We start from the raw sequence: 12557 nt of genomic DNA, 5'->3' as shown, positions 1-12557 counted from the left end.
ATCTCATAGCCATTGAGAGGTTTCCAACAGGGCTTCCGTTTTCGATTTCTATTTCTTCAACGTCTGTAAGCCACATTCCTCCCATTGCAGTACTCCAGATTACTCCCGAAAGGGTGTAATTTCCGTTTTGGATATTTCCAATTGAAAAGTTACCTGTAGCATCGCTTGTTGTGTTAGTTACAAAATCTCCGTTTTCATCAGTAAGAACAAGTGTTGTTCCAACTTTTGCACTTCCCGTTTTACTTACGGTTGCTCCAGAGATCGTTGTTCTATTAAGCATCCTTAGTATGGCTTCTGCATCGTTACTACTGTTTGATCTCATAGCCATTGAGAGGTTTCCAACAGGGCTTCCGTTTTCGATTTCTATTTCTTCAACGTCTGTAAGCCACATTCCTCCCATTGCAGTACTCCAGATTACTCCCGAAAGGGTGTAATTTCCGTTTGGAACGTCGTTAAATACAAAATTACCGCTTTCATCGCTTGTTGTGTTTGAAATGAATTTATATTCAATTTCTTCTGCTGAAACTGCTGTAATTGATAATGATAACAGCATTAAGCTCAGCAATATCAAAAATATATTTTTAAACCGCATTTTATCCTCCAATTATACGTTGGATTAAGTTATTTAGAAAATTCAGTACTTTTGGGTAAGTTTTCCAAGTTATAACATTTAAAATAGATATTTGGACTGAAAACTTAATTTAAATGTTATTTTGATAATTAATAATGTTGAAAACAGTTTTATTTTATTTATTTGGTTAAATAATCTTTTTAATCATTATTTTCCCAATGTAACCAGATATGTCTTTCAATACCTCCCGATCTATTTTAATTTAACTTTTTTTTGTAAAAATACAATTAAAATTGAATATAAAAGGTATATATTATTTTCTAGTTAAATTTAGATCTATTAAGTAAAATTGAATAAAATTTGAAAATAGAACTTAAATAATTTCTAAGAATTTAAAAAATATCAACTTAATTAACAGATATTTAATCATCTTATCTGCTTTTGGGGTTCTGTTGGTATTTTGTATTAGTATATAAAAGATAAGAAAAATAAGAATTGGTAGGCACTAAACTAATTTAATTATAATAAAAAAATAGGAGGGGATTTTATGAAAAATAGAAAATTTTATCCCTTAATGGTTTTTCTTGTATTATTGGTCTGTATTTCTGGATGTACCGATACTCAAGAAGATCAAACATCTATTGATTCCACTTATAATGGAATGCCTGATGGTGAAATGGGCATGCCTCCTGGAGGAGCAGGTGGTTCTGCTAGCGTAGATACCGGCACTGGGGCATACGTTTTAACTGACGGTGAAGAACTAACTGGCGGAACGTATGCATCTTCAAATGATGATGAAAATGCAATCAGGGCAGAAGGAGAAGTTACTGCAACACTTAACGATGTAACTGTGGAAAAAACTGGCGGTTCTGCATCAAGCAGTGATGCATCAAGTTTCTATGGTTTAAATTCCGCAATTCTTGCATTAGATAATGCAGTCCTTTACATTAATGGAGGTTTGGTTACAGCTACAACTGAAGGTTCAAATGGTGTTTTTGCATACGATGGTGCAACAATTTACATCGAAGATACTGAAATCACCGTTTCTGGCGGAAATGCTGGAGGTATTGAGGTTGCTGGTGGCGGAACAATGTACGCAACCAATCTAAATGTCTTTGCAACTGTGAAAGCTGCAATTAGGAGTGATCGTGGTGGCGGAACAATGGTTGTTGATGGCGGTACATACAAAACCAGTGGAAGCTCAGGCGCACCTGCAATTTACAGTACTGCAGATATCACGGTAAGCAATGCAGTACTTACTGCAGAAACGTCTGAGGCAGTCGTTGTTGAAGGATTGAATTCTGTTACAATCAATAATTGTGAAGTAATGGGTAATATGGAAGGAGTATATGGTAATGAATGTTCAGAAAACATTCATAACGTAATGCTGTACCAAAGCATGTCTGGTGACGCAGATGTGGGAACAAGCTCATTTACCATGACCGGCGGATCTTTGGTTTCGAATAATGGAGATATGTTTTATATTACAAATACTGACAGTATTCTTACACTAAACAACGTTGATTTGACCCTTGCAGACGGAACTTACCTTATTTTGATTGCAGGTAATGACGGTTCAAGAGGTTGGGGAAGTGCAGGTTCCAATGGAGGTACTTGTGAAGTCAACTTTAATGAAGAGACTGTTTCAGGAGACATTATGGTTGATTCTATTTCTGAAATGGATTTAAGTATTTCGGATGGATCGTCATATACTGGTGCAATAAACTCTGATGGAACAACGGCATCAGCACTTTTAGTAACTATTGATAGTACAAGCACGTGGACACTTACTGGTGACAGCTACATTACCAAACTGAGTGGAAACACTGAAAACATCGTTTTAAACGGTTATACACTTTATGAGGGCGGAGTAGCTTTTGAATAAATCATTTAATAACAGAAGGGAAATTTTTCCCATATTATTTTTTTATATTAAGATGCTAATTTTTTGAAAAATTTTTTAAAAATATAATATTCTTTTTGAATTTTTAAAAAGTAGTTTAAAAAAGTAAATTTTGCAAAACATTGGATTTCAAATAAAAATCTGCTAATAAAGACTGAAATTCGATATTTTTGTTTGAAAAATACCAAACAAATAAAAAATTATATATAAGTTCTTCGCGTATATTGTAAGTTGAATGGGCGGCAAATACCTGCTCAAAACAAAAATAAAATCTTTATTACCAAAATTTATGAGAAACGGAGGCTAATTATGGATACACAATTTGAAGATATTATTTTGCACCCGATTGGGGTGGTCCGCAACACTACCAAGCAGCCATTCCTTATTGCAAATGAAACAGGCCTCAGAATGCGCGAAGATATCGCCCCGACCCTCGAGAAAGTTCGCAAGAATGACGAAACGGTCTCCGAGGTAGTCCTTAACGAGGACCTCGCTGACCACCTTGAAGGAATCGATGAATACTCTCATATCACGATTATCTACTGGGCCCATAATGTTCCCCGCGAAGCCCGTGCCCTAAAAATGGTTCATCCAATGGGTAATCCCGAAAACCCCCTAGTGGGACTATTCTCAACTTGCAGTCCTGCCCGTCCGAATCCAATTCTTACCACTACTGTTCGTCTAATTGGGGTGGAAGGCACAACTCTCCAAGTCACAGGTCTTGATGCCATTGACGGCAGCCCGGTCCTTGATATCAAACCGCATTTTAAAGAACACCCGCTTGCGGCTGATGTGAGGATTCCTGAGTGGATGGAAAAGATTCAATCGACCATTAGACAAAGAAAAACAAAGGATTGATTTTTCTTTTTTGAATATTTTTACTTATTCTAATTTCGACATTGAATTTATTTTGAATATATTCCTATCGATTTTTTTCGTGATTTTCAAAAAATTAGGGCGGTTTACTATCTTTAAATTAACGTTTTTATCTTTTACAACCTTAAAACTTTTAGTCAATTTCTTATTACGGTATTACAAATTATAACTTTCATAAATTCTGTCTTTTTGAATAATCTAATGAAATTTTATTGTTTTGGTCATGTTCTAATATTACACGTCCTGTCGAAAATACTAGTTTAAATCCTATGCAAGACAATTTAGTATGTGGATAAAATACTGAAAAAGGGCGAACTACTAGGCACGTGTTACTTCGCCATTACTAATTTAAACGCCTTTAAAATCCGCTTTGCTCATAAACTCACCTGAATAGTGTTTTACTTTTTTTTAGATTTTCAAACTAAGCTGAAAGAATGCTAAATCTTATGTTTTTGATTTAAAGCGCTTTTTTTTCAGTAGTATGCAAACCAGGTATTACCTTAATGATCTATTTTGACGTATCTCAATTTCCCCTAAAAGCACCCACATTTAACAATCAAAAGTCACAGGTATGTTTATTACTAATTTCAAGACATTTTTAAAAGTTAATTTTAAAATATTATTTTTTGAATTTTAAAACATGTTTACTGGTTTGTGGGCCCCGATTCACAAAATAACCATTTATAGTAGTAAATTAAACATTTAAAGGTAACATATTGTACTATTTACAAAACATAATTTTTATAAAAAATGTTTTGACCAAAAATGCCCTTTAGCAAGCTAATGGGAGTTTATGTTTTGAGATATACAATCCAGCTAAATTTATTGCTTATTTACAATTGAGTTTTAACAATCATACTTACCTTTAAAAAACTAACTAATGGGGTATTGTGGATAGTGATAAGGACAAATATCAAAAAATCAGGGAAAATATTAAAAAACTGATAAATAATTCTTTTAGTTCGGATGATGAATTCAAAACACTTCTGGGCCATGCATATGCAAGTTTAACTTCGAAAAATCATAGATGTATGGATAATGTATTGAAAAGGTTGAAAGAGCGTTATGACGTTGATTTAACCGAAAATATTGATAATTTAAGAATTTTTTATCATAATAAAAAGTCTGAACTAAAAACAAAAGATGATTTGAAAAGTTACGTTAGGAATAAGGTTAAAAATAGTAAAGCTAAAAGCTAATTTTATTACTCTTTTGAAATGTGTAAACGTCTAAAATTTTTACTTTAAATTTTAAAATATGGTCGATTTTAAAAAAATAAAACGTAACAATTTATTTTTTTAATTAATTTTTATGTTAAAATTTACTTTCTTATACTACTGTTAAGATAATTTAACACGGGGTGAAAAATATGTGGGAGAAAGATAGAATCTATGCAGATTCTCAAAGAAAAATACATGAAAGTTTTCCAAAAATAATTGTAAATTTAATAGTTGCCTTTGTAATATGGCTTCTTGCAATTTTGGTATTCCAACCACTTGGTGATTTTTTAGGGAATCCGTTTATCTTTGGATTAATGGGGATGAAAGCCATAATTTCGGGAGTAATCATAATTGCGCTTGTGATAGTTCTTTTAAAAATACTTAAAAATATATTAATGCTAACTGATGGTATTTCAGATATGGTTGCAGTTAAATTCATGAAAGATGATTTGAATGAAGAAAAATTGCAGCATTACCGGTCTGGATTTAGGGGACTTGGATATGTATTACTTGCAATAATTGCTTATATGTTCTTCCTGCCACTTCTTGCAGGCATATTTGCAGCACTTGCAGGAATCGTTTTAGTACTGCTTATAATCTGGGCGATATTTGTAATAATTCGCGTAGGAAATATTTTTTCAGAAGATATTGAAAGAAAAGCCGCAGAAATTACAAAAAAGTTTGAAAAAGCTGATGTAAAAGAACCAGAAGAAGAGTAGATTCTTATGAAAAAAGAACTAAATATTATTCTTCTACTAATTCTTTGGATAGTACTCGCATATTCTGTCGGTTTAAATCCAGAAATTCTTTCGTTTCTGACTAACTATATTTCTTACGAAGTTACAGATCTTGCAGCCATTTTTGTAGTACTGATGATATTACTATCAATAATTACTGCTTGGGATCTGGTCTGGACAATAAATAAGTCATTAAAAGAATATTCAAAAGATTTTTAATTTTTCTTTTTTATTTTTAATTTTTTTAAGCATTCCATATCGAAAAAAATTAATATTTTGGGGGCATAATATACTATAATTTTGTTATACGGGGGATAATTTGAAAGTACTTTTAGATACAAACATATTTATCCATAAAAAGGACAATTTTGAAATTCCAGAAACTTTAAATGAATTATTTGATATAATTCCTAAAAAAGATACTATTTTAATACACCCCTCATCTATTGAAGGAATTAAAACCGAAATTAACGAAAAAATTCTTTTAAAATTAGATTCATACTCACTTTTAGAACAAGCTCCCTCACCCATGCAAGATTTAACGTTTAACTCAATTGTTGGAGCATTTAATACTTCAAAAGACGAAATCGACAATAACATTTTATATTCCGTTTATAATGGTGCAGTAAACTATCTTTTAACTGATGATAAGGATATTCATAAAAAATCAGTCCAATTAAATATAAAAGACCGAGTTTTATCATTAAATGAAGCAGTAGAATTCTTTAAGGAATTTTATTCGATTAAAAAACGAAATGTTCCACCCCAAATCAAACTACTGCCCATATACAAACTTGATGTAAATGATCCGATATTTGATTCATCAAGGAATGATTATCCCGAATTTAACGAATGGTATTCTAAAAACGCAATAGAAGGAATGAAATGTTGGTGTTATCAAAATGAAGGCAGAATTGGTGCTATTTTAATATTCTCCAATGACGATTATGAAATCATTGATACAAACCCCCCACTTCCTAAAAAAAGGCGTTTTAAAATACATGTTTTAAAATTCGATCATGAAGGTTACAATTTGGACGAAGTACTGCTAAAAAAAGCAATAGATCATTGTATCGATAATTCAATCGATGAATTATATTTAAATCATATTATTCATTCTAATTACGACCATTTGGTAAATTTGATAACAGAATATGGCTTTTTCAATATAGGATTGAATAATAATGGAGAAAATGTATTTTTTAAAGATTTAAAGCCAGATAACCGCCAGTTAATGTTTTGTAACTACGATGATATTTTTAAAAAATATTATCCATTATATTACGATGGAACACGTGTTAAAAAGCTAGTAGTCCCGATAAAACCCGAATACCACGAAAAACTTTTTACAGATTACAATAAAAGAACTTCAATGACTCTTGATGAATATTTTGGAGATCCTGATATCAAAGGAGACTCTATTAAAAAAGCATATCTATCACATACGCCTGTAAAAAATATTAAAAAGGGAGATATTTTACTATTTTACCGTTCAGGAGACCATAAAGAAATTACGTCTTTGGGAGTTTTAGAAGAATTCAAAAAAGATTTGACAAGTATTGAAGAGATTATGAACCTTGTTGGAAATAAAACCGCTTATTCTGCAAAAGATATTGAAGAAATTGCTAAAAAACCTACAACTGTGATGATATTTAATATGCATTTCCATTTATCCCCTCCAATATCGTTAGAAACCTTAAAAAAGTACGGAATATTAAAAGGGCCACCTCAAACAATTACCGAAATAACAAATACGGGTTATGAAGAAATAAAGGAGTTAGGTGGAATTAATGGCAATCTTACCATTCACTAATTTTCTAAATTTTTTAGTTTTGTAAACCATCAAAAAATAACTATGATTTTATTTTTTACTAAAACAATTATTATCTTCTAAAGCATCTTCAACAGTATCATATTTAATAACAGCTTCTTTTACCCATTCGGGGGTAAAATTATCATTTTTTAAATAATGAAGTGCTCGTTTATCTAATATATACGTTACAGAATAATCATCTACCGAACGGGTAGTTCTTCCGTAAGACTGAATCATCTGGGTTACTGCTTTTCCAAAATACCAGTTTGGATCCTTCCTTCGTCTTGCAGACACCTGTTCATCTCCTGCCATGAATGGAACTTTAAAGATAATCTGAAATCTTGCTTTGTCATCCCTAAAATCAACTCCAGTATGGAGACTTGGTGAAATTAAAACACTGTTATTATTCTTTTCATGATAATGTAATCCAGAATCGATAGATTCTATTCCATCAAGCAGATTTCCATTAGAAGTTACTTTTATCATCCTGTTTTTATATTTCGAATTTTTAAAAATATCATTCATGAGCTTATTTGATGAAACGTGTATGATTCCACGCTCATTTTCGTGATGTTTTAATATTAAATCCAACTTTTCAACAGCTTTTTTAAAATAGTCTTTTTTATTTAAATTTTCATAATTCATGTTAAATTCATTTATTACTTTTAATGGCCTGTTTTTAACTGGAAATGATGCAGGAACACTTACAACTGCATAATCTTTTTCATTAAATCCTAAATCTTTCATATGCTGCTTTGAAAGCGTTGCAGATGATAAAATATAGAAATCAGCCTGATCGAACAGTTCTTCTTTTAAGTCTTTAACGTCGATTGGTTTTAAAATGATTTTTTCTAAATGGGTTCCAACATTTTTTCCATAATTTCTTTCAACATGGGTTGGAATCCATTTAGCACCCATTTCGCCAGATTCTTGAATTTCTTCAATTTTGTATAAATCATCGAATAAATTTATGGCATTTTTTATTCTTTTTTGGTATTTTTCAATAGAATCCATAAATCTCGTTGTTTCAGATTCTGAAAGGTCGATATAGTTTGAAGGTAAAAACATTTTTGAATAACTAATCAATTTCTGTTTTCTTTCTAAATTAGACATATTTACTAGGTTTTTTTGGTTTTTAACTTTCATAAAAAAGATATCTTTAGATACCAACGGCTTATCGAGGATTAGTTTTATATCGCTGTAAACTGTTTTTTTCAAAAAATTTAAGAGCTCAGCTTCCCCTTCGTAGATATTTTCAAATGCTGCATCGACTGCGTAGTTAATAATATCTTTAAAATAGATATTTACGGGTAGAATTCCATTCCATTTTTCTTTTGGAAAGTTAACTTCTTTTTGTTCTTTTAAACTCTTTCTTAACTTTTCTACACGTTTTTTGGTAATTTCAATTGTATAGTGATTCATTAATGTATCTTCGATATGGTGTGCTTCGTCAATAATACATAAAGTCCTGTTTTCAAAGCCTACTTCTTCGTTTGGAACTGCAAGGATAAAGTAAGCCATATTCATGCATGCGAAAGTAGATTCCAAAGCCTCTTTTTTAGCAACTTTATATTCACAAATTCCTTCGAAGTTACATTTTGTGTTTTTAGCAATTTTATAACAGTCTTCACAGGTTTTTGGCGCGTATTCTTCAGTTTTTTTCCCTTTTTTAGCATCTTCATTCTTTCTTAAATTGTAAAGCCATTCCCATGATTTACAAGGGTAATTTGCACGTCCTTTAATTACCATTACTTCGGGAAACTCGTCTGAATACTGATTTTGAAGCATTTTTGTTGAAGTTAAAACAAAAGCATTGTTATTTTCGTTCAATGAATTTAAAATTGAACCAACTGAAATATTGTAAAGTGATTTTCCAGCTCCAGTTGGCGCATTTAAAACAATTATTTTCTTACCGTTTGAAATATGGCCTAAAATCTCCTCAATTTTTTCCTGCTGGTACTTTCGCCAGTACTTAAAGTCTTCTGGGATATATTCTAGCATATTTGGAGATTCTGGGATCATCTGTTTCACGTTTAAGATTATGATATTACATTATAAACAAACATACTACATTTACATATTTTTGGATTAATTGTAATTTGAAATAAATTTTTTTAAAGATTGAAAAAAGTCTGTTTTTTAACAAAAAAGAAAGAGAAATGTACTGTTCAGGTACCTATGTGCAAAGGGGATGTATTCGGGTGTTTAAAATGACTTTAAAAAATGCGATGATAATTTTTTTAAAATAATCTGCCCCTTTAGTATATATCCCCATAATAATTATCATTACATAGAATTTAAACTATTATTTTCGTCAAAATGTGTAAACTATTACAATCTAAAAAACAAGAGAATACAGCATATTTAAAATTATATTCATTTTTAGACATTTGGAAAAAATTGACTATAATACCAGAAAAAATGGGATCAGAATAGGGAAAAATTCAAAATCGATAAGTTTGTACGATTGCGTTTTGTGCAATTATAGATCCGAATTTACCCCAAATACCAATATCCAGTTATAATATTTAAAATTATTTGAAAATAATACCAAATATCCTTTAAAATGTTTAAAAATAATCTAAATAATCTAGAAAAATATTTTAGATCTAGAAAATGATCAAATTTAAAAATAAAGTGCACGGTGTGGTTCACTATCCCATTCCCAAGATGAATTTAAATGTTTCAATTTATATGTCTTTCGCACGCGTTTGGAATATTTTAAAATTTGGAGTGTTAAATTTTAATTTAAAAATTAATGATCAAAATATTTAAAAAAAAGATTACTAAATGGTTATATTTTGATTTATCCAATTATCGAGATCGAATCGATATAAAATTCTACAGAATCTCCTTTTTTTAGCGGATTTTTTAACAGTTCGCTGTTTGGTATTTCTGAAATCAGTTCTATGCCGTTAAATTCGATCACAGCTTTTGAATCAAATGGGCCTGATGGAACAATGCTTTTTATTTTTCCAGAATAAGTTTCAGAGTTCTGTTCAGATTTTTTTGAAAATATGATATCTTTTGGAAATATCCCTAGTGTTATTTCACCATAATTTGCAAGACTCACGAAAAACGACCAGTTACGGAGTATTTGTGGAAATGTGTCCGGCGTTATTTCACCATAAATCGCTTCTTTAATTGGTATTTCAAACCCTAGAAGTTGGATAACATAATTTTCATCTTTTTGTATGCAGTTTCCGTAAAGTATATTTTTAATTCCAACGAATTTTGCAACAAACTCGTTTTTGGGACGTTTTAATACATTTTGGAGTGTTCCAATCTGTTCTATTTTTCCATTTCGAAGTATCGCCATTTTATTTGATAAAACTGCGGCTTCTGAAAAGTCGTGGGTAACGTGTATAAATGTGACATTTGAAGACTTGTGAACATCTTTTAAATCATACATCAATTTTTCATGGAGTAACCTATCAAGGGATGACAGCGGTTCATCTAACAATATTATTTCAGGGTCCATTACAAGAGCCATTGCAAGAGCTACTCGTTGTTGTTCACCACTGCTCAATCTTTCGGGTTTTCGGTTTAACAGATGTGTAATATTAAGTAATTTTGAAATTTTGTCTACTTTTTCCTTTTTTTCAGATTTTGGCAGGTGTTTTATCCCGTATTCTATATTTTTTTGAATCGTTAAATGGGGAAAAAGATATTTACCGTTACAAAGAACAATTTTTCGTTCATTTATTGGTTTATCTGTGATATCTTCTCCATTTAATATTATTTTTCCAGAATCTGGTTTAATAAATCCTGCAATCATTTCAAGAATTGTAGTTTTACCGCTACCGCTCAAACCTAAAAATACGAAGTAATCGTCATCCTTAATTTCAAGTTTTTCGATATGCAATTCAAAATTACTGAGATCTTTTCTCAAGTTTTCAATTACAAGCATCACTACCACAAACAATTATTTTCCAAGGGCACAGAATCTTTCCAAATCGAGCATTTTTGCTGCACAAGCGACAGTAGTTCCGTAGAATATTATTCTTTTATCATATTTTTTTGTATAATTTAAAATTTCTTCGAGGCTTCCATTTGCAGCAGTACTGCCTGTCGAAAGAATGATATCAGAGTTTTCTATTAAATGTTCGTTCATACTACCGTGCATTATAACAATTCCCTGTCTGATTCTTCCAATTGTATCTAGATCCATGTCACTTGTAATAACCTTATCTTTTCCAAATGTGGTTACCATCTGTCTTATTATTGCAGGGTGGTACCCGATAATTCCGATTTTTATGTCTTTTCCAAGTTCTTCAATTAAAAAGTCAGATAATTCTTTTGCGCAAACTTCGGGTTCTCCTTTTATGCAGTGTTCTGATTTTTCAACCATTTTTAGATTTTTCATGACTGAATTTAGTGCAGCAATGATCATCTGATTACTTCCTGAAGCAATAACTTCTGAAATTTTACCTTTAAATTCGACGAGATTGTTTGTAAATGCATCTCCAACATCGCCTTTAAAGAATGCACGGAGTAAAAATTCTTTTCCCTGCATTAGTGGGTAATCATCAATAGTTTTTGATTCTAAATTTACATTAACAGGTTTTATTTCTATATTTTCATCTAAGAGATTGTTTTCAGTTGCTATTCGTTCCAATTCTGATTTAAAGTCTATCATTGTTCTCACCTATTTTTAAAATCAATCTAATTATAAATAATACTAAAGTTGCGACAATTAAAAATATCAATGATACCGCAAGTGCTTTTTCAAGGTCTCCAAGTGAAATATTTAAAAACACCGCTATTGGAAGTGTTTCTGTTTTCATCTTTGTAGCCCCTGCAAGCATCATTGTAGCCCCAAATTCCCCAATGCTTCTTGCCCAGGCAAGTATCACTCCTGCAATAATTCCATTTTTGGCCATCGGAATTACAACATCGAGGAAACTTTCGTATTTTTTAGAGCCGAGACTTTGGGCAATAAGTTCGTACTTTTCATCAATGCATTCAAATACTGATTTAGATGTTCTTATTATAAATGGTGTTGCAACGAAAAACTGTGCAACAATCGTTCCTTTGTATGTAAAAAGGATTTCGATTATATGTTCTGTTATAAATTTTCCAAACACCGTATTCCCAAAAAATACCAGTAACGCAAAGCCAGTTATTAATGGTGGAAGAATTACTGGAAGTTCGACAACGCTGTCAACGATATTTTTTCCTTTGAAGTCGTATCTTGCAAGTGCGTATGCCGCAGGAACGCCAAGTAATGTTCCAAATATTGTTGCAATGCTCGCAGTTTCAAGGCTTAATTTTATTGCAAACTGGATTTCTTTTGAGAATAACGCATAGTAAAACGTTTCTAAAGATATGTTCGTAACGATGGACATCACTATCATTAATATGAACAATATGAATACAGATAGTGCAAAAAGTGAAAAAAATTTTAAAAAATCATTATTTTTCATAGTATCCCATG

11 protein-coding genes are annotated in these 12557 nt (G+C 31.3%); 6 read left to right on the top strand and 5 right to left on the bottom strand.

Annotation, left to right across the window (positions count from 1 at the left end):
• Window positions 1–592 (bottom strand): carboxypeptidase-like regulatory domain-containing protein (locus HNP90_RS09445; RefSeq protein ID WP_258558960.1); only part of this gene is annotated, 592 nt, incomplete at its 3' end.
• Window positions 593–1118: 526 nt separating this feature from the next.
• Between HNP90_RS09445 and HNP90_RS08805 the strand changes: the two genes are divergently transcribed.
• From HNP90_RS08805 to HNP90_RS08780, 6 genes are all read left to right on the top strand, one after another.
• Window positions 1119–2456, top strand: coding sequence for a hypothetical protein (locus HNP90_RS08805; RefSeq protein ID WP_012068041.1), 1338 nt, complete (start codon window positions 1119–1121; stop codon window positions 2454–2456).
• Between the two features lie 327 nt (window positions 2457–2783).
• A complete protein-coding gene (locus HNP90_RS08800; RefSeq protein ID WP_012068042.1) occupies window positions 2784–3332 on the top strand; it encodes an SAM-dependent methyltransferase in 549 nt (182 codons plus the stop codon).
• Between the two features lie 908 nt (window positions 3333–4240).
• Entirely contained in the window at window positions 4241–4549 is a 309-nt protein-coding gene (locus HNP90_RS08795; protein WP_012068043.1) for a hypothetical protein, read from the top strand.
• 170 nt (window positions 4550–4719) lie between these two features.
• The gene (locus tag HNP90_RS08790; RefSeq protein ID WP_012068044.1) at window positions 4720–5289 is read left to right on the top strand and encodes a hypothetical protein; all 570 of its coding nucleotides are present in this window, start codon (window positions 4720–4722) and stop codon (window positions 5287–5289) included.
• A 6-nt stretch (window positions 5290–5295) separates the two neighbouring features.
• Complete coding sequence (locus HNP90_RS08785) at window positions 5296–5526, top strand: hypothetical protein (RefSeq protein WP_048060467.1); 231 nt, start codon at window positions 5296–5298, stop codon at window positions 5524–5526.
• A gap of 100 nt (window positions 5527–5626) precedes the next feature.
• A complete protein-coding gene (locus HNP90_RS08780) occupies window positions 5627–7120 on the top strand; it encodes a hypothetical protein (protein ID WP_012068045.1) in 1494 nt (497 codons plus the stop codon).
• Window positions 7121–7168: 48 nt separating this feature from the next.
• Here the strand turns inward: HNP90_RS08780 and HNP90_RS08775 are convergent, their stop codons facing one another.
• The 4 genes from HNP90_RS08775 to HNP90_RS08760 all read right to left on the bottom strand — a co-directional run bounded on the left by HNP90_RS08775 (window position 7169) and on the right by HNP90_RS08760 (window position 12546).
• Entirely contained in the window at window positions 7169–9142 is a 1974-nt protein-coding gene (locus HNP90_RS08775; RefSeq protein ID WP_012068046.1) for a helicase C-terminal domain-containing protein, read from the bottom strand.
• A 784-nt stretch (window positions 9143–9926) separates the two neighbouring features.
• Window positions 9927–11030 carry an ATP-binding cassette domain-containing protein gene (locus tag HNP90_RS08770; protein WP_012068047.1) on the bottom strand — a complete coding sequence of 368 codons (1104 nt, stop codon included), beginning with the start codon at window positions 11028–11030 and terminating at the stop codon, window positions 9927–9929.
• A 15-nt stretch (window positions 11031–11045) separates the two neighbouring features.
• Window positions 11046–11759: a Rossmann-like domain-containing protein gene (locus tag HNP90_RS08765; RefSeq protein WP_012068048.1), complete on the bottom strand. Its 714-nt coding sequence runs from the start codon at window positions 11757–11759 to the stop codon at window positions 11046–11048.
• Window positions 11746–12546 (bottom strand): ABC transporter permease, encoded by an 801-nt coding sequence (locus HNP90_RS08760; RefSeq protein WP_012068049.1) that lies wholly within the window; start codon window positions 12544–12546, stop codon window positions 11746–11748. Before HNP90_RS08760 ends, HNP90_RS08765 begins: the two co-directional genes overlap by 14 nt.
• Between the last annotated feature and the right edge of the window lie 11 nt (window positions 12547–12557).

Source organism: Methanococcus maripaludis (assembly GCF_013760955.1).
GTDB lineage: Archaea > AGJL01 > Methanococci > Methanococcales > Methanococcaceae > Methanococcus > Methanococcus maripaludis_A.
This window is presented reverse-complemented; position numbering and strand designations above follow the sequence as displayed.

Bases quoted from the DNA above. Each gene is read 5' to 3' on its own strand.
- HNP90_RS08805 (WP_012068041.1), top strand. From the start codon at position 1,119: ATGAAAAATAGAAAATTTTATCCCTTAATGGTTTTTCTTGTATTATTG.
- HNP90_RS08800 (WP_012068042.1), top strand. From the start codon at position 2,784: ATGGATACACAATTTGAAGATATTATTTTGCACCCGATTGGGGTGGTC.
- HNP90_RS08765 (WP_012068048.1), bottom strand. From the start codon at position 11,759: ATGATAGACTTTAAATCAGAATTGGAACGAATAGCAACTGAAAACAAT.
- HNP90_RS08760 (WP_012068049.1), bottom strand. From the start codon at position 12,546: ATGAAAAATAATGATTTTTTAAAATTTTTTTCACTTTTTGCACTATCT.
- HNP90_RS08770 (WP_012068047.1), bottom strand. From the start codon at position 11,030: ATGCTTGTAATTGAAAACTTGAGAAAAGATCTCAGTAATTTTGAATTG.
- HNP90_RS08785 (WP_048060467.1), top strand. From the start codon at position 5,296: ATGAAAAAAGAACTAAATATTATTCTTCTACTAATTCTTTGGATAGTA.
- HNP90_RS08790 (WP_012068044.1), top strand. From the start codon at position 4,720: ATGTGGGAGAAAGATAGAATCTATGCAGATTCTCAAAGAAAAATACAT.
- HNP90_RS08775 (WP_012068046.1), bottom strand. From the start codon at position 9,142: ATGATCCCAGAATCTCCAAATATGCTAGAATATATCCCAGAAGACTTT.